Origin of the sequence: Paenibacillus azoreducens (genome assembly GCF_021654775.1) — a bacterium.
GTDB lineage: Bacteria > Bacillota > Bacilli > Paenibacillales > Paenibacillaceae > Paenibacillus_AQ > Paenibacillus_AQ azoreducens.
Genome location: NZ_AP025343.1, coordinates 3,700,661 through 3,723,715, shown reverse-complemented (window position 1 = coordinate 3,723,715; position 23,055 = coordinate 3,700,661). Strand labels below are relative to the sequence as shown.

At 47.9% G+C, this 23,055-nt stretch carries 23 protein-coding genes; 20 read left to right on the top strand and 3 right to left on the bottom strand.

The window, feature by feature from the left end; all coding sequences use genetic code 11:
• Positions 1-207: 207 nt before the first annotated feature.
• The 13 genes from L6442_RS16355 (at position 208) to L6442_RS16295 (ending at position 16,109) form a co-directional block, all read left to right on the top strand.
• A complete protein-coding gene (locus L6442_RS16355) occupies positions 208-3,882 on the top strand; it encodes a nitrate reductase subunit alpha (RefSeq protein ID WP_212979243.1) in 3,675 nt (1,224 codons plus the stop codon).
• On the top strand, positions 3,872-5,407 hold the full coding sequence (gene narH / locus L6442_RS16350) for a nitrate reductase subunit beta (protein WP_212979242.1): 1,536 nt from the start codon (positions 3,872-3,874) through the stop codon (positions 5,405-5,407). The genes L6442_RS16355 and narH overlap by 11 nt, the downstream gene beginning before the upstream one ends.
• A complete protein-coding gene (gene narJ, locus L6442_RS16345; RefSeq protein WP_212979241.1) occupies positions 5,400-5,978 on the top strand; it encodes a nitrate reductase molybdenum cofactor assembly chaperone in 579 nt (192 codons plus the stop codon). The genes narH and narJ overlap by 8 nt, the downstream gene beginning before the upstream one ends.
• A complete protein-coding gene (gene narI, locus L6442_RS16340; protein WP_212979240.1) occupies positions 5,965-6,651 on the top strand; it encodes a respiratory nitrate reductase subunit gamma in 687 nt (228 codons plus the stop codon). The genes narJ and narI overlap by 14 nt, the downstream gene beginning before the upstream one ends.
• Before the next feature lie 56 nt (positions 6,652-6,707).
• A complete protein-coding gene (locus L6442_RS16335) occupies positions 6,708-7,169 on the top strand; it encodes a GAF domain-containing protein (protein WP_194231389.1) in 462 nt (153 codons plus the stop codon).
• A gap of 5 nt (positions 7,170-7,174) precedes the next feature.
• Positions 7,175-8,236, top strand: coding sequence for a sensor histidine kinase (locus L6442_RS16330; RefSeq protein WP_212979340.1), 1,062 nt, complete (start codon positions 7,175-7,177; stop codon positions 8,234-8,236).
• A complete protein-coding gene (locus L6442_RS16325) occupies positions 8,233-8,880 on the top strand; it encodes a response regulator transcription factor (protein WP_212979239.1) in 648 nt (215 codons plus the stop codon). The genes L6442_RS16330 and L6442_RS16325 overlap by 4 nt, the downstream gene beginning before the upstream one ends.
• Before the next feature lie 158 nt (positions 8,881-9,038).
• Positions 9,039-10,592 (top strand): nitrate/nitrite transporter, encoded by a 1,554-nt coding sequence (locus L6442_RS16320; RefSeq protein ID WP_212979238.1) that lies wholly within the window; start codon positions 9,039-9,041, stop codon positions 10,590-10,592.
• 37 nt (positions 10,593-10,629) lie between these two features.
• On the top strand, positions 10,630-11,646 hold the full coding sequence (moaA, locus tag L6442_RS16315; protein WP_212979237.1) for a GTP 3',8-cyclase MoaA: 1,017 nt from the start codon (positions 10,630-10,632) through the stop codon (positions 11,644-11,646).
• Between the two features lie 38 nt (positions 11,647-11,684).
• Complete coding sequence (locus L6442_RS16310) at positions 11,685-12,410, top strand: YwiC-like family protein (protein ID WP_212979236.1); 726 nt, start codon at positions 11,685-11,687, stop codon at positions 12,408-12,410.
• Positions 12,411-12,899: 489 nt separating this feature from the next.
• Complete coding sequence (locus L6442_RS16305; RefSeq protein WP_212979235.1) at positions 12,900-13,229, top strand: ArsR/SmtB family transcription factor; 330 nt, start codon at positions 12,900-12,902, stop codon at positions 13,227-13,229.
• Positions 13,226-13,624, top strand: coding sequence for an SRPBCC family protein (locus L6442_RS16300; RefSeq protein WP_212979234.1), 399 nt, complete (start codon positions 13,226-13,228; stop codon positions 13,622-13,624). Before L6442_RS16305 ends, L6442_RS16300 begins: the two co-directional genes overlap by 4 nt.
• Before the next feature lie 229 nt (positions 13,625-13,853).
• The gene (locus tag L6442_RS16295; protein WP_212979233.1) at positions 13,854-16,109 is read left to right on the top strand and encodes an ATP-binding cassette domain-containing protein; all 2,256 of its coding nucleotides are present in this window, start codon (positions 13,854-13,856) and stop codon (positions 16,107-16,109) included.
• A 213-nt stretch (positions 16,110-16,322) separates the two neighbouring features.
• On the opposite strand, the gene L6442_RS16290 is transcribed toward L6442_RS16295, so the two are convergent.
• Entirely contained in the window at positions 16,323-16,430 is a 108-nt protein-coding gene (locus L6442_RS16290) for a GNAT family N-acetyltransferase (protein ID WP_212979232.1), read from the bottom strand.
• A 576-nt stretch (positions 16,431-17,006) separates the two neighbouring features.
• Here L6442_RS16290 and L6442_RS16285 point away from each other — a divergent pair.
• From L6442_RS16285 to L6442_RS16270, 4 genes are all read left to right on the top strand, one after another.
• Entirely contained in the window at positions 17,007-17,783 is a 777-nt protein-coding gene (locus L6442_RS16285) for a MerR family transcriptional regulator (protein ID WP_212979231.1), read from the top strand.
• A complete protein-coding gene (locus L6442_RS16280) occupies positions 17,776-18,102 on the top strand; it encodes a DMT family transporter (RefSeq protein WP_237099945.1) in 327 nt (108 codons plus the stop codon). The genes L6442_RS16285 and L6442_RS16280 overlap by 8 nt, the downstream gene beginning before the upstream one ends.
• Complete coding sequence (locus tag L6442_RS16275; protein ID WP_212979339.1) at positions 18,102-18,416, top strand: DMT family transporter; 315 nt, start codon at positions 18,102-18,104, stop codon at positions 18,414-18,416. Before L6442_RS16280 ends, L6442_RS16275 begins: the two co-directional genes overlap by 1 nt.
• A 195-nt stretch (positions 18,417-18,611) precedes the next feature.
• The gene (locus L6442_RS16270) at positions 18,612-19,142 is read left to right on the top strand and encodes a hypothetical protein (protein ID WP_212979229.1); all 531 of its coding nucleotides are present in this window, start codon (positions 18,612-18,614) and stop codon (positions 19,140-19,142) included.
• Positions 19,143-19,268: 126 nt separating this feature from the next.
• Here L6442_RS16270 and L6442_RS16265 read toward each other — a convergent pair whose 3' ends face one another.
• Positions 19,269-19,754: a GyrI-like domain-containing protein gene (locus L6442_RS16265; RefSeq protein WP_212979228.1), complete on the bottom strand. Its 486-nt coding sequence runs from the start codon at positions 19,752-19,754 to the stop codon at positions 19,269-19,271.
• Positions 19,755-19,850: 96 nt separating this feature from the next.
• Here L6442_RS16265 and L6442_RS16260 point away from each other — a divergent pair, with 96 nt between their 5' ends.
• Positions 19,851-20,774 carry a helix-turn-helix transcriptional regulator gene (locus L6442_RS16260; RefSeq protein WP_212979227.1) on the top strand — a complete coding sequence of 308 codons (924 nt, stop codon included), beginning with the start codon at positions 19,851-19,853 and terminating at the stop codon, positions 20,772-20,774.
• A gap of 137 nt (positions 20,775-20,911) precedes the next feature.
• The gene (gene tnpB, locus L6442_RS16255; protein ID WP_237099944.1) at positions 20,912-22,093 is read left to right on the top strand and encodes an IS200/IS605 family element RNA-guided endonuclease TnpB; all 1,182 of its coding nucleotides are present in this window, start codon (positions 20,912-20,914) and stop codon (positions 22,091-22,093) included.
• On the opposite strand, the gene L6442_RS16250 is transcribed toward tnpB, so the two are convergent.
• Complete coding sequence (locus L6442_RS16250; protein WP_212980672.1) at positions 22,063-22,557, bottom strand: DinB family protein; 495 nt, start codon at positions 22,555-22,557, stop codon at positions 22,063-22,065. The two genes, tnpB and L6442_RS16250, sit on opposite strands and share 31 nt — an antisense overlap.
• A 116-nt stretch (positions 22,558-22,673) precedes the next feature.
• Here L6442_RS16250 and L6442_RS33125 point away from each other — a divergent pair, with 116 nt between their 5' ends.
• Positions 22,674-22,865 carry a GNAT family N-acetyltransferase gene (locus L6442_RS33125; protein WP_212980673.1) on the top strand — a complete coding sequence of 64 codons (192 nt, stop codon included), beginning with the start codon at positions 22,674-22,676 and terminating at the stop codon, positions 22,863-22,865.
• The last annotated feature ends 190 nt before the right edge of the window (positions 22,866-23,055 follow it).

The following is a 23,055-nucleotide window of genomic DNA, read 5'->3' as shown; positions in this document are numbered from 1 at the left end:
CCGCTATACGTTGCAACAGCCCCTTTCCTTTACACGGAGAGGGGCTGTTTGGTATCTCAAACACAGAACCAAGGGAATTCTCGCGGGGATATAGGAGTTTCCCTAATTGGAACGGATTAACGCGGTACTCATAATAAAGACAGACGAATGGTAGACACAATTGATTCCCCAATCATTGTTGTTCTCGCAAAGGAGTTGAACTATCCAATGAAACGAAAATCAGGACTGAAGTTCTTTAAAAGATTGGAGAGCTATTCAGGCAACTGGTCCGTGCTAGAAGAAAAAAGCAGGGAATGGGAGGACATGTACCGCAAACGCTGGTCTCATGACAAGGTCGTGCGGACTACACATGGCGTGAATTGCACAGGCTCCTGCAGCTGGAAGGTATTCGTCAAAAACGGAATCATTACCTGGGAAAATCAGCAGATTGATTACCCTTCATGCGGACCGGACATGCCGGAATTCGAACCACGAGGATGTCCGAGGGGGGCTTCGTTCTCATGGTACGAGTACAGCCCGCTTCGTGTGAAATATCCTTATATGCGCGGCCGGTTATGGAAGATGTGGAATCAGGCGTTAAACGAACAAAGCGATCCGGTCGCTGCCTGGGCCAGCATTGTTGAAGACCCGGAAAAATCCAAATCTTATAAACAAGCCCGCGGAAAAGGCGGTCATGTACGCGTAACCTGGCAAGAAGCGACGAAGCTGATCTCCGCCCAGTTAATATATACGATCCGCAAATACGGACCTGACCGGATTGCCGGATTCACGCCGATTCCGGCCATGTCGATGATCAGCTACGCTTCGGGGGCAAGATTTATTTCCCTGCTTGGGGGCGAGATGCTCAGCTTTTACGATTGGTACGCCGATTTGCCGCCAGCATCTCCGCAAATCTGGGGCGAGCAGACCGACGTTCCGGAATCAAGCGATTGGTACAATGCCGGTTACCTCATTATGTGGGGTTCGAATGTCCCTTTAACCCGGACACCGGATGCTCATTTCATGACTGAAGTGCGCTACAAGGGTACCAAGGTAGTGTCGGTCGCGCCGGACTATGCTGAAAATGTGAAGTTCGCCGACAATTGGCTGGCTCCGAATCCGGGTACGGACGCGGCAATTGCCCAGGCGATGACGCATGTCATTTTAAAAGAATTTTACCATGAGCGTCAGGAGTCGTTGTTCCTGAATTACGCCAAACAATATACCGATATGCCCTTCCTCCTTCTGCTGGATGAGCATGAGAGAGGGTATAAGGCAGGCCGTTTCCTGCGGGCGAGCGACCTTGGAGATACTTCGCAGCATGCCGAGTGGAAGCCGGTAATTATAGATGAAACGACCGATGAGATCCTGGCTCCGAACGGGACGATGGGCCAGCGCTGGGAGCAGGATCGGAAGTGGAACCTGATTCTCAAACGTGAAGACGGTTCCCGTATCGACCCCGCGTTGTCTGTGGAAACTCACGAGGCTGAATGGCAGACGATTTGCTTCCCTTTTTTCGATAACAACGCCAACGGTACGTTCGAACGCAAAATTCCCGCGAAAAAGATAAAGCTGTCCGATGGAACGGAGCGTTTAGCGGTGACCGTCTATGATCTGATGTTGAGCCAATATGGCATCGGTCGCGCGGGAAGCGGGGCTGAATCAGCAGGATATGAAGATGCTAACTCTCACTACACGCCTGCTTGGCAGGAACAAATAACCGGCGTGAAAGCATCGGTCGTGATTCAGATTGCCCGGGAATTTGCTCAAAATTCCCTGGATACCGGTGGACGCTCCATGATTATCATGGGCGCAGGGATTAACCACTGGTTCAATAGCGATACCATCTATCGGTCCATTTTGAATCTGGTCATTCTGACGGCTTCACAAGGCGTAAACGGCGGAGGCTGGGCGCATTATGTGGGGCAGGAGAAATGCCGCCCGATCGAGGGCTGGTCTACGGTCGCTTTTGCCAAGGATTGGCAGGGGCCGCCTCGCCAGCAAAACGCGACCTCGTTCTTCTACTTCGCCACCGATCAGTGGAAATATGAAGAAATGGGCGCCGATTCCTTGAAATCGCCAACGAGCGGGGATATCCGCTACAAGCACCCCGCCGATTATAATGTGCTTGCCGCCAGACTGGGCTGGCTTCCGTCCTATCCGCAGTTTAACAAAAATAGCTTGACGTTTGCGGAGGAAGCAGCGAAGCAGGGAAAAACCGCGAATGAAGACATTGTGAAACATTCGCTGGAGCAAATTGTCTCTGGAGAAACCAGATTTGCGGCCGAAGATCCGGATGCGCCGGAGAACTATCCGCGTTCGCTTTTTGTATGGCGTTCGAACTTGATCTCAAGCTCGGCCAAGGGACAGGAATACTTTATGAAGCACTTGCTGGGCGCAGCGGATAGCCTGCTTTCGACGCCCAATGAAGATGAAAAGCCGGAGGAAATGGTCTGGCGCGAGGATGTGGAAGGCAAACTGGATCTGCTCGTTGCCCTGGACTTCCGGATGACGGCCACTCCGATGTATGCCGATGTAGTTTTGCCGGCGGCCACCTGGTATGAAAAGACGGATCTGTCTTCAACGGATATGCATCCATTCGTCCACCCGTTTAATCCGGCGGTGGATCCGCTCTGGGAATCACGCTCGGACTGGGATATTTATAGAACGATTGCCCAGACCTTCTCGGAAATGGCAGAAACCTATTTGCCTGGGGTGTATAAAGACCTTGTCAGCACACCGCTTACCCATGACTCGGTCAATGAAATTGCACAGCCTTATGGCGAGGTGAAGGACTGGCGTAAAGGCGAAATTGCAGCCATTCCCGGCAAAACGATGCCGAATCTGACGGTTGTCGAGCGCGACTTTACGAAAATCTATGAGAAATTCATCACGCTTGGCCCCAATTTAGCTACGGGGAAAATCGGAGCCCATGGCGTCAGCTTCTCGGTTGCTGAAGAATATGAAGAGCTGAAGCGCATAAACGGGACTTATGAAGATGATACGATTAAAAATGGACTGCCCAAGCTTCGCACTGCCAGAAATGCGGCAGATGCCATTTTGAATATCTCTTCGGCAACAAATGGAAAGGTATCTCAGCGGGCATGGGAATCTGCGGAGCAGGATACCGGTGTAGAACTGAAGGATATTTCCGCAGACCGCGCGGCTGAGCGTATTACATTCCAGAGCATCACGGCCCAGCCGCGGGAGGTCATTCCAACCCCGGTGTTCACCGGCTCCAACAAAATGGGGAGAAGATATTCTCCCTTTACAACAAACATCGAACGGCTCGTTCCTTTCCGGACGCTGACCGGGAGACAGCATTTCTATATCGATCATGAAATTTTCCTGCAGTTTGGCGAAGCACTGCCAGTGTACAAACCAACCCTGCCGCCGATGGTATTCGGACCGCGCGACAAGCAAATTACCGGAGGCAAGGACGCGCTTGTGCTCCGATATCTTACGCCGCATGGCAAATGGAACATTGACAGCACATACCAGGATAACCTGCACATGCTGACTTTGTTCCGCGGAGGACCCACCGTATGGCTCAACAACGATGACGCGGCGGCTAACGATATACAAGATAACGACTGGCTCGAAGTATACAACCGTAATGGGGTTGTCACTGCCCGCGCCGTCGTCAGCCACCGGATGCCCAAAGGCACGATGTACATGTACCACGCCCAGGACAAACACATCAATGTACCGGGTTCGGAAATTACAAAGGATCGCGGCGGCAGCCACAACGCACCGACGAGGATACATGTGAAGCCGACGCAAATGGTCGGAGGATATGCGCAGCTCAGCTATGGATTTAATTACTACGGACCGATCGGCAACCAACGGGATGTGTACGTGGCTGTCCGCAAAATGAAAGAGGTGGATTGGCTTGAAGATTAAAGCGCAAGTCGCCATGGTAATGAATTTGGATAAATGCATCGGCTGCCACACATGCAGCGTAACCTGCAAGAGTACATGGACGAATCGCCCTGGAGCGGAATACATGTGGTTCAACAACGTGGAAACAAAACCAGGGATCGGGTATCCCGTCCGGTGGGAGGATCAGGAGAAATACAAAGGAGGCTGGACGCTAAAAAAAGGAAAGCTGCAGCTGAAGTCCGGCAGCAAGCTGTCCAAGATCGCGCTCGGCAAAATTTTCTACAATCCCGACATGCCTGAAATGAAAGATTACTATGAGCCGTGGACCTATAACTATGAGCATCTGACGAATTCCGGAGAGAAAAAACATCAGCCTGTAGCCCGCCCAAAATCAGCCGTAACCGGCGATACGATGAATCTGGAATGGGGCCCAAACTGGGAGGATGATCTTGCAGGTGCGCATGTAACGGGTCCCAAAGATCCAAATATTGAGAAGATTGAGGAAGAGATCAAGTTTAACTTCGAGCAGGCGTTCATGATGTATTTGCCCCGTCTTTGCGAGCACTGTCTGAACCCAAGCTGCGTGGCATCCTGTCCCTCTGGCGCTATGTACAAGCGAGACGAGGATGGGATTGTCCTGGTGGATCAGGAAGCCTGCCGCGGCTGGCGGTATTGCATGACCGGCTGCCCTTACAAAAAGGTATATTTCAACTGGAAAACGAACAAGGCGGAAAAATGCACCTTCTGCTTTCCAAGAATCGAAGCGGGTTTGCCGACCGTATGTTCTGAAACCTGCACGGGGCGCATCCGGTATCTGGGCGTCTTGCTGTACGATGCGGACCGGGTGCTCGAAGCAGCATCGACACCGAATGAGAAAGATCTATACGAGGCACAATGCAGCCTCTTTCTAGATCCGCATGATCCGGCTGTAATCGAGCAGGCGCGGAAAGATGGCTTAACCGAAGAGTGGATTGAGGCAGCTCAGAACTCTCCGGTATACAAGCTCGCGATTGAATATAAACTTGCCTTCCCGCTTCATCCGGAATACCGGACCCTGCCGATGGTCTGGTATGTTCCGCCGCTTAGCCCGATCATGAACTATTTCGAAGGCAAGGATTCCATCGCGAACCCGGATATGATCTTCCCGGCCATTGAAGAAATGCGCACACCGATCCAATTTTTGGCCAATCTGCTGACGGCGGGAGACACCGTTACGGTGAAAGAAGCATTGCAAAAAATGGCTATGATGCGCTCGTATATGCGCTCCCTGTCGGCAGGAACCGAATTTGATGAGCAACGTCTGGCGCGCGTCGGTCTGAATTCTCAACAGATCAAGCAAATGTACCGTCTTCTGGCCATCGCGAAATATGATGACCGGTTTGTCATCCCGACATCGCATAAGGAAAGCCATATGGACGTTTACCGCTCACAGGGTTTGGAAGGATTCGGCACAGGTTGCAGCGGCTGCGGTCCGGCCAGCCCGCAAGGCAAAACGGGCAAGGAATTATACGAAGAAAACTTCTATGGGGGGATCTGGCGTGATTAATCTTGGAAGGCTGCATGATTTTAAAGATGTGTTTGGCTTTTTCGCCCAGCAGCTTACCTATCCGGAAAAACTGGACTTTCATCCGTCCGTTATCGAGAAAGCTCTGGGGTCCTCCCATCCTGCCTATGAATCTGTGAAAACATATTGGAATGCCATGCATGAATACAGTATGGAACAGATTGAAGAGATGTACGTTCAAACCTTCGATTTTCAGAAAAAAAGCACCTTATATATGACTTTTTACAAATTTGAAGATAGCAAGGAACGGGGACAGATGCTGGCCAGACTTAAAGAAACGTATCAGCTTTTTGGTCTGGAAATCGCAAGCTCTGAGCTGTCGGATTATTTGCCGCTCATGTGTGAATTTTTGTATGCGGCGGATTGGCAAGGGCATGAGAAAGAAGCGGCGGAAAGCCTAAAGCTGATGATCGCCGTCATGGAGGACGGGACTTATCATCTGTTGCAGGCTCTAGAAAAAGCCAACAGCCCTTATTTTTATCTGATCCAAGGACTTCGCAGTACATTTAAAGCCTGCATCATTCAGGAGGCTGAAGCGCATGAGCATGATTGATCAGTTTTTATGGGTTATTTTCCCGTATATGTGTATGGTGGTTTTTATTGTCGGCCATATTTACCGTTACCGGACGGACCAATTTCATTGGACTGCAAAATCCAGTGAGTTTATTGAGAAAAAAAGGCTTAAGGCGGGAAGCCTGATGTTCCATCTGGGCATCATCCCGGTCATCGGAGGCCATGCGGCGGGACTGGCCATCCCTCAATCATGGATGGAAACATTGGGAGTCAGCGATCATATGTATCATATCGGAGCTGTATATATCGGCGGCTTCTTCGGATTTATAACGCTGGGCGGCATGATATTACTGACATCCCGGCGGTTCACCATCAAGAATGTAAGGCAGCTCAGCTCGGCTTCGGACATGATTGTTAATGTCCTTCTGCTGTTCATTGTCATCATGGGAATGTACAGCACGCTGGTTACGAATGTTGCGCAGCCGGATTTCAATTACCGGGAAACGATTTCGGTTTGGTTCCGGAACCTTTTTCTTTTGCGTCCTGACGCTTCGCTGATGCTTAATGTACCGCTGTCTTTTAAAATCCACATCCTTGCGGGTTTCGGCATTTTTGCTTTGTGGCCGTTTACCCGGCTTGTACATGTGTGGAGTGTTCCATTGAATTATGTTGGGAGAAGATATATTCTGTATAGAAAGCATCGTAAAATATGAATCGTAGAAGAGAAGGCTTAAGTAGCCTTCTTTTCTACATCAGAGGAGTTATGAAGATGAAGGATCAGCCGAACAATTACCAAGATGAAATTGACAAGCTTAGGGCCCGGTTTCAATTCGACTTCGTGTCCATGGCATTGGTGCAGCCGGCTGAGGACCGCTTTGTATTAACTTGGCAATATGCTTCGGGAAATATTAATGAGCGCTATAAACGTATCGTCCTGCATTCCGGTAAAGGGATCGCTGGGATGGTATTTAAAACCGGCAAGCCCATACTCATTCAAAATGTAAATAAGGATATTCAATCTTCAGACTTATATAATTATCCGATTATTATCGCCGAGCAGCTGAAGAGCCTTGGTGCCGTGCCTTTGTGGGAAGGTATGCGGGTGATGGGGGTATTGCTGGTAGGATACCGCGAGAAGGACCGGCTTGGTGAAGCTGCCTTTAATCAATTTCAGAAAGAGCTCGGAACGGATTTTGAAACTTTTTTGGCCAAGGTGGTGGCGCAGCCTTGAAGCAAATGACGGATAATCAATTAGGCGAAATGCTGAAAAAGATGTATATGAACAGTATGGAGGCGATCTTCTTCATCGATGAGAAGGGGGCGATTGTCGCCATGAACCCGGCTGCAGAGGAAATCCTTGACATTGAATTGATCGAACGGATCCATTCCGGCGCCGATGGTTCTTTTTGTCAGGTTTGTGAGGGATATACGGATGAACAAGAGCTTATGTCCTGTACCAAATGTTATTTGGATTACCCGAAGGGAGACTTCTCTTCATTCCAAGTGTATCTTAAAACCCGAGGAAAAGGGAACGTTCCCTATGCAGCCAGCTACCATACCATCGATGAAACGCGGGGTGTCCGGGTTCTAATGCTTCTCAACCTGACCAAGCAGCAGCAGACCCAGGAGATTTTGCAGCGTACGAATATGCTGAAATACGTCATCAAGGCACAGGAAGACGAGCGCAAGCGGATCTCGCGCGAGCTGCACGATAGCGTAGCCCAGGAGCTACTAAGCTCGCTTGTTGATCTGCGCGTCGTTAAATACATGAATGTCGGGGAAGACGTGCTCAAGAAGCTGCATCAGACCGAGGTATCCTTAACGCGTCTGCTCGACGATATAAGGCATTTGTCGGTAGAACTCAGACCTGCTGCACTGGATGATCTGGGACTTGAAGCGGCATTCCGCTCGCATTTTAAATGGATTGAGAAAAATTACGGATTGCTGGTCAATTTTTCAGCCGAGCTGGCAGCCGCCCGCTACAACAGTGAGGTTGAAACCGTAGTATACCGGGTCTGCCAGGAAGCGGTGCTGAATGCCTTGAAATATTCCGGCACAGATGAAGTTCATGTACGTTTATGCGAGGAGGAAGGAAATCTTCAACTGACTGTTAAGGACTATGGGCTCGGATTTAACATAAACGATGGGGAAGCCCAAGGTACCGGATTGGGTCTGTATGGCATGAGGGAGCGTGTCGAGCTTGTCAGCGGGCAGTTTATTCTCCGCTCCGCTCCTGGATCGGGAACAACGATTCAGATCCGGATTCCGCTCAATCAAGGGGAGGTGAATGCGCCATGAAAATTGTTATTGCGGATGATCATGCCGTCGTCAGAAGCGGGTTTTCGATGATTTTAAATTATCAGGAAGACATGGAGGTCGTAGCCACGGCGGCTGATGGCATCGAAGCCTACGCCATGGTGGCCAAACACCGTCCGGATTTGCTGTTGATGGATTTAAGCATGCCGCCCGGAGAGAGCGGACTTATAGCGACAGGCAAGATCAGCAGCGATTTCCCCGAAACGAAAATTCTTATCCTTACTATGTACGACGATGACGATTACCTGTTTCATGTACTCAAAAACGGCGCCTCCGGTTACGTGCTCAAAAATGCGCCCGACGAAGAACTTCTCTCGGCAATCCGCATGGTATATAAAGGAGGAACCTACATCCACCCGCAGATGGCAACCTCACTAGTTCGCGAATTTATTAAGAAAGACAACGAGAGATCGAACAATGATCCGTTTAACAGCTTGTCCAAACGGGAGATTGAAATTCTGCCGCTAATCGCCAAGGGATACGGCAACAAGGAAATTGCGGAGAAACTGTTCGTTTCGGTTAAGACGGTCGAGGCGCATAAAGCCAAGATCATGGAGAAGCTCAATTTGAAGAGCCGGCCGGATCTTGTAGAATACGCGCTCAAAAAAAAGCTTCTGGACTTCTAATCGGTTCCCTATAGGAGGGAGGAGCGGCAGTTGATATTAGGGAAGTTCCCTGATAAGGTTCAGGGAACTTCCCTATTACCTTTGTGAATGTACGCACTTAGAATATGTGATGGGGGATCAAGTAACAACCATTCATTAAGTGCAGAAAGGTGATTGGGATGATCAAAAAAATGCAGCTGCCGCTGCAAACAATGAATCTGGTTCTTGGCTTTATGGTGTGGGTCATCATATCCGCGCTCTTGCCGTTTATTAAGGAGGACATTTCCATTCCGGCAGACCGGCTTGCAATTTTGACCGCTATTCCTGTCGTGTTGGGATCGATCCTGCGGATTCCTCTGGGGTATTATGCAAACGTTATTGGGGCAAGGATTGTTTTTATTGCCAGCTTTATCTTGCTTCTTTTTCCGGTATATTTTATCAGTACGGCTTCATCCTTTACTCATCTTGTCATCGGAGGTCTATTCCTCGGGATTGGCGGCGCCGTGTTTTCGGTAGGCGTAACCTCGTTGCCGAAATATTATGCCAAGGAAAAGCTGGGTTTGGTGAACGGTATATATGGCATGGGGAATGTGGGTACAGCCATAACCACCTTTGCCGCGCCTGTGATTGCCAACCAAATTGGCTGGTCAAGAACCGTTCAGTTATATTTGATTTTGCTCTTGTTTTTTGTTTTGCTGAATGTCTTTTTGGGCGACCGCAAGGAAGCAAAGGTCAAAACGCCGATTATGGAACAAATCAAAGGCGTGTACAAAAATGAGAAACTATGGTTTTTCTCGCTGTTTTACTTTATCACATTCGGTTCATTTGTAGCCTTTACCGTTTATCTGCCGAACTTCCTGGTGTCGCATTTTGAGCTCGCGAAGGTGGATGCGGGAATACGTACCGCAGGCTTCATCGTGGTGGCGACATGCTTGCGACCTGTCGGCGGCTGGCTTGCGGATAAATTCAAACCGCTATTTTTGTTGATGGGCGTTTTTATCGGACTTACAATTGCCGCTATTCTGCTGGCTTTTTCGCCATCTATCGGCTTGTATACGGCCGGATGCCTGACGATTGCCGTCTGCGCCGGACTTGGCAACGGAATTATATTCAAGCTCGTACCGCTGTATTTCAACAAGCAGGCCGGCATCGTGAATGGCGTCGTATCCATGATGGGAGGACTTGGCGGTTTCTTTCCTCCGCTTATGCTTTCTGTTATTCATTCGATCACAGGTCAATATTCCATCGGATTTATGGCTTTGTCGCAAATAGCCCTTGCCAGTCTCGTCATTGTGGTATGGATGTATTACCAGGATAAGCTTTCGGTGTCCTCCGAAGTGTTTAACTCTACGGGCCAAGGGATTTTGGTAACGGATCTAGCCGGGAAAATAACCGCGGTTAATCCTGCATTCACCAAGTTGACGGGCTATAGTAAAGAAGAGGTCATTGGCAAAAATCCAAGCGTATTGAAGTCGGGCAGACAATCTCCGGAATTTTACAACCATATGTGGACCGCAATTCAAGAACATGGCAGCTGGCAGGGAGAAATCTGGAACCGCAGAAAGAGCGGCGAGGAATATTTGGAGCTGTTAACGATCAATGCCGCAAAAGACGATTCGGGAGACATCATAAATTATGTAGGCACTTTTAGCGATATTACCTCTCATACGCCATACAGTCGAGTCGGCAGGGGGGACAACAAGATTAACTCCGCTGCGAAGCTACAAGGTTAGAACTGCAGCAGAAGTGGTATGAAAGGAAGCGGGAGAAATGGCTGCGAATCCAATAGTAGACCAATTGGCAAGACCGATGCGGGATCTGCGAATTTCGGTGACGGACCGCTGTAATTTCCGCTGCGCTTATTGCATGCCCAAAGAGTTTTTCGGGGACGATTATGCGTTTATGCCCAAAGAGAAGCTGCTGTCATGGGAAGAAATTACCCGCTTGGCCGGATTGTATGCAACATTAGGCATTCGGAAAATCCGACTGACCGGAGGGGAACCGCTCCTAAGACGAGGGCTTCCGGAACTGATCAGAATGCTGTCATCCATCCGGGGCATCGAGGATATTGGTTGCACGACAAATGGGCTGCTGCTCGGGCAGCAGGCACAAAACTTGTACGACGCGGGGCTTCGGCGGATTAATGTGAGCCTTGATGCCCTTGATCCGGATCTATTCGGCAGAATCAACGGCAGGGGGGTTACGTCCAATACAATTCTCCGAAATATCGATCTTGCCAGTGAGATCGGACTTCAAGTCAAAATAAACATGGTTGTGCAAAAAGACGTTAATGAGCAGGAAATTCTCCCCATGGCGGATTATTTTAAAAAGAGGGGAATCACGCTCTGTTTTATTGAATTTATGGATGCGGGTAATACCAATGGCTGGAGTCTTAAGAAGGTTGTCACGAAAAAGGAAATTTGGGAACGATTGGGTGGGGCCGATGCCCTTGTGCCGGTTCAGCCCCGTTATCCGGGTGAAGTTGCCAAGAGATTCCGCTATAAAGATGGACAGGCAGAGGTCGGAATTATTTCGTCCGTATCAGAGGCGTTTTGTTCATCCTGCACCAGGGTGCGTTTGTCTTCGGACGGGAAGATGTATACTTGCCTCTTTGCATCAAAGGGTTTCGATCTCCGGGCGCTGCTTCGAGGCGGCGCTTCGGATGAGGAGCTTCTTGCCGCGATTCGCAAGACATGGGAACAAAGAGGGGACAGATACTCGGAAGAGCGTACGGAGCATACGGCCAAAAACTTCAATAAAATCGGGATGTCCTATATCGGTGGTTAAGAGGATCATGAATTCCCAAAAAGGGGGAGGAAGTGCAAATGAAAAAGACTAACGTGGTCATTCCGCGTGAGCATGGCGGCTGGGCGATGGTCGTTTTGCCTTATGTCATCGGCATGATGGCAGTCAAGCCGGTACTTCTGCACCTCCCTTTGTTTTTGGCCTGGCTGTTTTTGTACTTATCTTCTTATCCGCTGCTGCAATCCTTAAAAAAGACCGCGAAACGAAAAACTTGGCTTTCCTGGGGGATTGGATATGCCGTCTTTGCGTTCGTATGCTTAGTTCCCGTACTGCTAGTAAAGCCCTGGTTGTTAGGGTTTGCTCCTGTCCTTATATTGCTGATTTTGATCAACAGTTGGCATGTCCTTCAAAAGAAGGAACGGGCCCTGTTAAACGATGTTTGCGCAATTCTGTTATTTTGCACCGGGGGTGCAGCCGCTTATATGCTGGGGGGCGGCGGATTCGACGCAAGACTTGCTGGCGTGATATTGTTCAATTTCTTGTATTTTATGAGTACTGTATTTTTCGTCAAATCCGTCTTTCGGGAACGAAAAAACACACGCTGGACAGTATATGCGAAAATGGTTCATATGATGATCTTTATATTGCCGCTGCTCTGCGGGTATCCATGGATGTGCGTGCCATTTTTTTATCCGTTCGCAAAAACCTTCCTGTATGCCGGGAAATCACTTAAACCGATGAGAGTTGGGATCATGGAGATTATTGGCTCTGTACAGTTTTTGCTTCTGACATTGATGTTGTTTTAAGCTATTGCGCTGTTCTGATTTCATGAGTTTATCGGCATAGCGATATGAAAAAAAGTTCCCTATATTGTTGGTCTATGCTATCTGTGTTTTTATATATTGATTAAATTCAACTATGAGTCGCCTATTAGGCGGCTTTTTTGTTTTAACGATGTAAGTTCTAGTATTACATAAGGAAAACCCAGATTTTTCGCTAGTGTGCAGATCTGCTTTGTAATGCAACTGACAGATTTGATGTAGAGTTTAAAAGTGTTGTTGACATGACACTAAACGGTGTCCTATAATCATATCGCCACCAAATGGTGTCCTATTAAGAGTTAGTCATAATTTTATCACATAAGTTACAATTGCACTGCCAGCATTCGGTGTGGAGAGCGGAGTTGTACAACCCTAGCATTCACCTCAGATGAGCTGCGTTCAAAGAGCGTATACCTTAAAGAGGCGGTGAAATTAACGGTTGTCCATTGGTAATAATACTTAGGAGAGGTTGTTGTGAGCGAGAACAACCAGTTTCGGGATGTGTTCGACGCGATTGCAGATCCAACGAGGCGGCGACTGATTCAATTGTTGGCAGAGGCTGAGGAGACACCGCTTCATGAATTAACGGCACAGTTTCAAATGGGCCGCACAGCGGTATCCAAGCATTTGACAATCCTGAAAGAGGCCGGACTGGTACTGGACCGAAAAGTCGGCAGAGAAACGCGATTTAGGCTGAACGCTTTTCCACTCAAAGAAGTTCAAGATTGGGTGGCTTTCTACAGCAAGTACTGGAGTACGAATATGGTGCGCTTGAAGCAATTATTAGAGGAGGAAGAAGAATGAGTTTATCATTATCTATGAATTTTCAGTTCACCACAACGATCGAGAAGCTATGGTCCGCTATTACCGATTCCAACAAGCTTGCCAAGTGGATCGCGGAAAATGATTTTAAGGCCGAAGTAGGGCATCGTTTTCAGTTTCGTCACCAGCCGTCCGAATGGTGGGATGGAATCGTCAATGGCGAAGTCCTGATCGTGGACGAACCAAACCGGTTGTCCTATGAATGGGCCGTCGGACAAGAGAAGCAAACGGTCACCTTGACGCTGCAGGACTTAGGGGACGGTAAGGTGAACCTTCATCTCGAACAAACCGGCTTCTCCAATGCCCAAGGACTTGAAGGCGCCAAGTATGGTTGGAGCAGTTGGGTCGTTGAGCTTGAAAAAATGTTGCAACAATAATCGCATTGGAGTGCAAAGCGGCTCCTTCCTGAGTATAAAAGGCCGGGAACGACCGTTACACTTCGTTTCATCCGAATCAGCATAAACCGGCTGCATAGCGTATGCAGCCGGTTTATGTCGAATTCGGAAGATCTGACAACGTCTTTTGGGTCAGTTGTAGATAAAGCAAATATATCATCTCCCATTTGAATTTTGACTAGAAATGAACACGATCGAAAGGATGTTAGCCTTGAGCGAATTGAATCAGGAATATATCATCATCTCGGCTGCGCGGGAGAACAATCTCAAGAACGTATCCTTGCGCATTCCCAAGCGGAAGATCACGATATTCACCGGGGTATCCGGGTCCGGCAAGTCCTCGATCGTCTTCGATACGATTGCCGCCGAATCCACGCGTTTGCTGAACGAGAACTTCAGCATGTTCGTGCGCACTTTCCTGCCGCTCTATCCACAGCCGGATGCGGACGCAATCGAGAACCTAAGCATGGCTGTTATCGTGGATCAGAAGCGGCTGGGCGGCGGCTCCCATTCCACAATGGGCACGATTACCGATATTTCTCCCATTCTCCGTCTTCTCTTTTCACGAGTAGGACAGCCCTATGTTGGAGGAGCGAATATGTTCTCGTTTAACGATCCGCAAGGCATGTGCCCCGAATGTAACGGGATCGGCCGCAGCATGTGCGTTGACATGAGCAAGGCGGTGGACATGTCCAAATCGCTCAATGAAGGGGCGATTATGCTGCCGGGCTATACAGTGAAAGGCTGGGAATGGAACATGCTCGTACAATCGGGTTCCTTTGATCCCGATAAGAAGCTCAGCGATTATTCGGATGAAGACTTGGAGCAGCTGCTGTACGGCAAGGCAAGGAAAGTGAAGATGGATTTCGCCGGGAAGGCAACGAATATTACCGTGGAAGGCGTCATCGAAAAGTTCACTAACAAATACATCAAGCAGGACGTGAAGACGAAGTCCGAACGCACGCAGCAAACCGTTGCGCCGTACATCTCTGAAGGTCCATGTTCCAGCTGTCATGGTGCAAGACTGAGTCAAGCCGCTCTGGGCTGCAGGATCAACGGCCACAACATTGCGGAGCTGTCCGCCATGGAGGTCGGGCATCTCATCCGAGTCATTCGGGAGATTGACGATGCTGCCGCCTCGCCGATGGTCAAATCGCTGATAGAGCGGCTGCAGCATCTGGTGGATATCGGGCTTGACTACTTGACGCTGGACCGTGAGACCGATACCTTATCCGGCGGCGAGTCGCAGCGCGTCAAGATGGTAAAGCACCTGAGCGGGAGTCTGGTCGATGTCACTTACATCTTCGATGAACCCAGCGTTGGCCTGCACCCCCGTGATGTACACCGGTTAAATGAATTGCTTCTGAAGCTGCGCGACAAGGGCAATACCGTGCTGGTCGTCGAGCATGATCCCGATGTAATCAAGGTAGCGGATCATATCGTCGATGTCGGGCCTTACGCCGGCAACCACGGAGGTAATATCGTGTATGAAGGAAGCTACCAAGGTCTGTTGGAGTCAGGTACATTGACAGGCACTCATATGAAGCGGCCACTACAGCTAAAACATGATTGCAGGCAGCCGTCCGGCAAGCTGTCCATAAAAGATGCCAAGCTGCACAACTTGCAGAACGTGAGCGTAGATATTCCAACCGGAGTGCTGACGGTCGTTACCGGAGTCGCCGGCTCGGGCAAAAGTACGCTGATTAACGACGTATTCCTCAGCCAGCATCCAGATGCGATCGTCATCGATCAATCGGCGGTAGGCGTATCGACGCGATCGAATCCCGCGACCTACACGGGCATACTGGATGATGTGCGCAAAGCGTTTGCTTCCGCGAACAAGGTGAGCCCAAGCTTATTCAGCTTCAACTCCAAGGGAGCTTGCGAGAACTGCCAAGGGCTGGGCGTCGTATATACAGACCTTTCCTTCTTCGAAAGCGTGAAGATGCCCTGCGAAGTATGCGGGGGCAAACGATTCAAGGAAGAGGTGCTTGCGTACAAGCTGAACGGCAAGTCCATTGCAGAAGTGCTAGAGATGACGGTGGAGCAGGCATTGGAATTTTTCCAGCTAAAAGAGGTTGTTCGCAAACTCCAGGCGATGAGCGATGTAGGTCTGAACTATATTACGCTCGGCCAGCCGCTCAGCACGCTCTCAGGCGGAGAATGCCAGCGAATCAAGCTGGCCAGCGAGCTGCACAAGAAGGGCAGCATCTATGTGATGGACGAACCGACGACCGGCTTGCATATGTCGGATATCGGTCACCTTCTGGAGATCATGAACCGCCTCGTGGATGCCGGCAATACGGTGATCGTTATCGAGCACAACCTTGAAGTGATCAGCCAAGCGGACTGGATCATCGATATGGGACCGGACGGAGGCAGCAAAGGCGGCGAGGTGGTGTTCGAGGGCACACCTTCGCAGATTATCCATGCGGAGCAGTCGATCACGGGAAGGTACTTGATGTAATCGTCTAATCAACTTTAGAAATATATGGGCTTTATAATTCTCGGCATGACAAGTAGATCATATGAAACGTTAAACTTACGTATGCTTAACAAGGCTGCCGGCGGAACCGGCAGCCTTTTGCTTAAGTAGCGGACATTTATATGAATCTTTACGGTTTACTAAAACCCAAGGTTGCGTAGAAACGAAGCTTTCTAATCTTCCATAGAAAATATGTTACTTTCCGACGCCCTTACTTCGATGATCTGGATGGACAACAACGTCGGCAATATAACATTCCCCAGCTTGCGGTTTATGGTCTAAGAAAGATAACCCTATTAACATTTTAAGAAAGTTCCATTTTCCAAAGCTGTTAAAGCTTTTCCACGAAGGAAACCTTTTGCTTTTCTTGTTTCATGTTTGATCATGCCCGGAATATCTCAACGATACACTTTAGGTCAGACCTAAGGTCAAGCGTTTGTATATAACGATCTATTAAACCTGAACATTCAGTTCTCATGATAGGTGGATATAATGTAGAGGAGCCTGCTCCTTAATACCGCAAAGGATTAGCAATCCAGCAATTTCACGAAGGCATTTGCAAGAATTATAGCTGCAATCCAAGCGAATATGTAAAACGCATCAACCAACTGGATTGGGAGCGAAACAGCCAGCAGAACGGTTTGGACTAACACAAAGCTTCAAGCAGGCAGGACATATTATTTTTTTAGATACATCACTCTGGAACAAGATGACGACCATTCATCATCCTCTTGAAGGATCAGGCTGTTTATCGCGAATATTGAAGTCGATAAAATTGATGGATCAGGCATGCGGTGATTTACGAAGTGACGCCGATCTTCTTAGTTGACTCTCACGTATACGGTAGACCTTATATTTAAAAAGAAGGAGGTATTGATCATGTACAGCATCGGCCAATTATCCAAGAAAACGAATATTTCGATCCGTGCGCTGCGCTATTACGATGAAATCGGCTTGCTGAAGCCAGCCAAGATATCGGAGTCCGGCTACCGTTACTATTCAAACGAAGAAATCAATACGCTTAGGCACATTACAGCACTCAAGGAATTAGGTTTTACGCTTGCGGCGATCAAGGATATGCTATCTGCCGAGGAGCATCCCAAGGAGCAGCGTCTGCGTGTATATCTGGACTTTGAGCTGAAGACGATCGAAGCGGAAAGAAAACGGCTGAATGAAATGGAAAAGCTGCTGCAATTGGCTCAGTATGGGCTGGAGATGAACGGGGAGCTGCAGCCGGAAGATATTTTTCTGTTCATTAAGGCAATGCAGACGCCGCCTTCTGCAAGATCATCGTTTCTCCCTGACAATTTCACGGCGTCTGAAGTCGAAATCATTAAGCAATTGCCGGGTTTAGGCGACGATCAATCGCAGGCGATGGAATGGGCAAAGGTTGTTCGAATGGTCAAGGCCAGCTTGCATGAGCCGCCATCCTCGGAAATTTCTCGTCTGCTTGCTGCCCGCATTATTGAGCTGTCGATGGAATGGTTTAAGGAGGATGAGCAATTAATTTCTAAATATTGGTCGCTGATTCGCCCAAATAGGGGCGAGGATGCCAAGGTATTTGGGCTGAGCAGAGAGGTTATGGATCATATCGACTGCATCGTGGACTGGTATTTGGAACATGAACATGAGCAGGAGGGGGAAGGTCATGAGTGAATCAAAAGCCTGGAGCTATGTCGTGCTGGGAGGGCTGCTCGAGGTCGTGTGGGCCAGCGGGTTCAAATATGATGAAATCCCGCCGTTCGTCGTCCTCATAGCGCTGCTGGCCAGCTTTGATCTGGTCATTCGGGCTGCGAAGGTGCTGCCGATCGGTACGGCATATGCGGTATTTGCCGGAATGGGGACGGTGGGCACGACCATCGTAGAAATGATTTGGTCGGGCGGGGCAATCCATCCGTTGCGAATTGTATTTATATTGACTTTGCTGGCATGCATCATTGGATTAAAGCTGACAAGCAAAGGGAGTGACGGATGATGGACTGGTTGCTGCTTATTTCAGCCGGGTTAATGGAAATTATCGGTGTGATTGGTTTAAAGCGCGTTGCCCAAAACAATAATTGGAAGAATAATTTGATTCTGATCGGCGGATTTGTGATGAGCTTTCGACTGCTTGTGCGGGCAATGGAGACGATCCCGCTGGCAACCGCTTACGCGGTCTGGACGGGCGTCGGCACGGTCGGAGCCGCGATTGTCGGCATGATCTTCTTTAAAGAGTCCAAAGGCTGGCTCCGCCTCGGCTGCATACTTGGCGTTATTTTGTCCGTGATCGGTTTAAAGGTGATCGGTTAGTTGAACTCAACATAAGCAATAAGCGGCAGTCCGGTACTGGCCGAAAAGTTGCTTTTTGATATAGGAGCTGAACAACTCCGAGTAATCGGATTCGGTGTGTGTGGAAATATCTTGGTACAACAAGGATTTAACCTGCTTTTTTATGAACTGCGTGGGAATTCAGGTTAGGACTTGAGCTTAGGAGAGGTGCTAGACTTGGTAACCTTTAAAATACAAGATATGTTTATTTTTAACGAAAAAAAATACGTAAACGTTTTAGACGACGAGGATCATGTGATCGCAGAAGTCATGAAAACATCCATTTCAGGAAATGAGAAAGGCAATACCTTCGTCTTAAAGCGAAACGGAGAACAAACTGCTCTAGGCATCAAAGAGGGGCGGCTAATTTTCGCCAGTTACAGATTTCAAATAAATGGCGAGGAATTTATTCTTAAGGATAACACCGTCAATAGCATTCTTTATTTCTGTGTGGACGGCATGTTACACGGGAAGAAGCTGCGGTTCGAAGAGAATTGGGATCACAAAATTGAAGTGAAAGTGGATGGAAAGAAGGTTGCGCTCATTGAACCGAATGCCTTTTCTTTTGGAGCAACGTTTTTTATGGACGAGAAAGCTTCACGCGATTTACTTCTGTTTTCGTTAACATGTATGATGTACTTTATGTTTAAGATTTATAAGGATGAAACCGAGATCATAGAAAGCATGTTTGATGGGGAACTATTCTGAATCGTTCCAGCACGCCTTTGTAATGGGCGATGAATTTCTTTGGGACTGAAGCGTTTGGTAAAGATCCTCAGGGTGCGGTCGGCATAAAATAAGCCGCCCACATTAGGGCGGCCCTTTGCATCCCGATCATTTTCGCTTCAGTACAGGTACCCACACTTCCACTTCCGCGTCTGCCGGATTTCCATTCAGTAATATTTCCGCGACAGGTCCGCCGGAATATTCCCACTCAAACGTATCGGTTAAGAGGGTTTCAAAAGCCTGGTCCTCCAGCTGATCGAAGGCCAGACGCGACAAGCCGCCGCTGCCCGATAGTATCAAATACTCACTTTCCGGAAACCATACTTCTCCGGCATGATCCGGCAAAGGCTGTGAAGATTGGACGCCCGAGTAATAAAACACGGTTTCTTGATCCTTGGTCACCGCAGCGTAGCCATACGGATTTTCTGCCAGTGCACGGAGCGTCGCCATTTGCCCGTTGTCAATCATACTTTTGAAAAACGCTGTTTTTTGACTTGAAAAATGCGGCGAGTGGATGCTTGTCCCATCTGTCAATGCGGTTTTGAATCCGATAATTCGAAAAGCTTCTTTTCTTTCTACTTTGAAATTGTTCATTCTAACTGCCTCCCGATTTGTTTAATTTTGAATTCGTGTTTATCGTAGCATGTCAAATATGACACCTGTGTGGCATACTTGAGGTGGAGGTGCGGCATGAAAATTGATCGTTTGATTGCAATTATTGTCATTCTCTTGGAATATGAGGTCATTAATGCTCGAGAGTTAGCTGAGAAGCTGGAAGTTAGCAGAAGAACCATCTACCGCGATATTGATACGTTAACGTTTGCCGGGCTCCCCATCTTTACCCAGCAAGGAGCATCGGGAGGCGTTGGTCTCATGAAATCGTATAAAGTTGACAAAAAGTTGTTCACACACCAGGATATTCAAGCGCTGGTGACCAGTCTGAAGAGCTACAAGCAGCTTTTCAACCATAAGGATATTGTCCATGTGCTGGAGAAATTAAGCGCTATCGCTTATGACGGTGGAACTTCGATCCCTGAAGGAAAGTTTGTTGTCGATTTATCATTGAATCAGGGCAATGAATCATTGCGCTCTTTGCTTAGCCACGTGGAAACAGCTTTAAATGAAGAGCGATATCTGAGTTTTGATTACGTGGATAGTGCAGGCCATATTAGTTCCAGAAAGATCGAGCCTTATCGGGTCGTTTTTAAAGAAAGCAGTTGGTATTTGCAAGGTTACTGCGTTGAAAAAATGGACTATCGGATATTTAAATTGGCTCGCATGAGCAAGTTGCAAGTTTTGCGGGAAACATTTGAGTCACGGAATTTCTCGCCGCTGCCTATGGATGGAATGGATTGGATGAATCAAGATTGGGTTGAGGTTACGATCCGCATTGATTTATCCGTAATGGATAAAGTGATTGAACGATTTGGCGAAGGAAATGTAATAAGCGTAGAAGGGAATACTTGCTTGGCTACGTATCCAATCATACACAATGAATATGGCTATGACACACTACTCAAGTTTGGAGATAAATGTGAAATTGTTGGACCCTCTGAGGTACGGGAAGGTTTCATAGACTATGTTGGTAGAATCTTAGCTAAGTACGAGAAATGAGTTTTTTATCAATTAGCCGAGAATACTCGTGAATTTTGTCATGCAGATGAATCGGCTTCAGTTGAGGCATAGCTTTAGCTATGTTAATCAACTGACGTATGTTAAGCTTAAAACGAATAAGAAGTGAGGTGAATGCCATGCCTCGACATAAAGCTTATAAGTTTCGGATCTATCCAAATCAAGAACAGCAAATATTAATCGCTAAAACTATCGGTTGTTCCAGATTTGTCTACAATCACTTTCTAAATATGTGGAATACAGCTTATTCAAATACAGGAAAAGGTCTATCTTACCCTTCTTGTTCTGCTATGCTTCCCAAAATGAAGGAGGACGTTGAGACTTGTTGGTTGAAAGAAGTCGATAGCATCGCACTCCAATCCTCTCTTTTAAACTTAGCGGATTCTTTTTCTCGTTTTTTCAAAAAACAAAATAAAAGGCCTCAATTCAAAAGTAAAAAGAATCCCGTTCAAAGCTATACTACGAAGAACGTGAATCAAAGCATTGAAATCAAAGAAAACTACGTGAAGCTACCTAAACTCGGATTCGTAAAGTTGGCTAAAAGCCGAGAACCGAAAGGACGTATACTTAATGCTACCCTTCGTAAAAATGCGAGTGGAAAATTCTTCGTCTCCATCCTGTGTGAGGAAGAAATCGATGAACTACCGAAAGTGAATTCCGCGATTGGTATTGACTTAGGTATCACAGATTTTGCAATTCTATCGGATAGTCAGAAGAAAGATAACCATAGATTCACTGCCCAGATGGAAAAGAAACTGAAACGAGAACAGCGTAAGTTGTCACGTCGTGCCTTCCTGGCTAAAAAGAAGGGAATCGACCTTTTTCATGCGGAGAACTACCAAAAACAAAAGCGAAAAGTCGCTAGACTCCACGAAAAAGTGATGAATCAACGTACCGATTTTCTAAATAAGTTAAGTACAGAAATCATCAAAAACCACGATGTGATCTGTATAGAGGACTTAAACACAAAAGGTATGTTGCGTAATCGTAAATTAGCGAAAAGCATCTCTGACGTATCCTGGTCTAGTTTTGTAGAAAAGTTACAATACAAAGCCGACTGGTACGGTCGTCAAATTGTAAAGGTAGATCCATGGTTTCCCTCAAGCCAGATTTGTTCTGAATGTGGACACCTAGATGGAAAGTATTGCCGCTTGGCGAAAAAGCAAGTCATTCGCGCTATGCCCGGAGATAAAAAAGCGTTCGTCCTGAAAAAAAGTCGCAGAGTACCGGCAGTTTGCCGATGCCCTGCGACTTTTCGTCGCGTCTTAGTTCAGTTGCCCTCGTCGGCCGAGGGACCATAGAGACCCGGCACCGGAATATCGAGGAGCCGCAAATAAACTCCGAGCTGCGCCCGGTGATGGATCATGTGGCTTAATCCGAAGGTGCGGAGCGCGATCGCCCGCGGTTGGCGCAGGATGATATGGTCGCCGTTGCGCAAGGTCCATTCTTCGCCGAGCGTTTTCTCGTCGCATTCGGCTAACAACTTTTCAAGCTTGATGACGTTCGCGTCGAATTCCTCCAGCACGTCTTCGCGTCTTTCCAAAGGTTCCCGCCGATGCGGCACGGTCGAAAGATCGAATTCCGGGTAAAGAAAAATCGCGACTTGCCAGTTCAGCAGGTTGATCAAGTGCGTGGCCAGCCCGCTGAGTGTCATTGATTTCACGTGCGGCTTCCACGTCATATGCTCCTCGGGCAAGCGCTCAAGGATGCGGCGAGTAGTGGCCAGTTCATTCATGGCGTCTCCGACGATCAGTTGTTTCACCATTGATTCCATCTCCTTCCTTATATGGCTAGCATACTATAATCCTGGTCGAGTGGAAAAGCTTTTTCTTGGTCGTTCGGCATCGGGATTCAACCGATCGGTCCTCTTACGTAGGAGCAGTGGGGGCAGCGTTTCAAGAGAACGAAGCAAATTTTCATGACGGTTTATTTGTTGCTCGTTACAATGGCTTAACAGTAGGCTTTCTTTACTTGAATAATTATAAGCGGGGGCGAGGAGCTGGAACGACGATATTTGTCAGCAAGGAATACAGAAGAAAGGGTATTGGTACCAAACTTATTAAAAAAGGCTGATAAATTGCTTTCGCAATACGACGTAGTAGAACTGTTCGATGGGTGCATGTATTGACGGAGACCGCTCTTCTTTGCAGTTTTTATACAAGAATGGATATTATGTGGATTATTCTATGTACTATATGGAGCGTGAAGGTGAACTTCTCACTGAGAGTAATTTTTCAATTAGACAATATGAAGATAATGAATA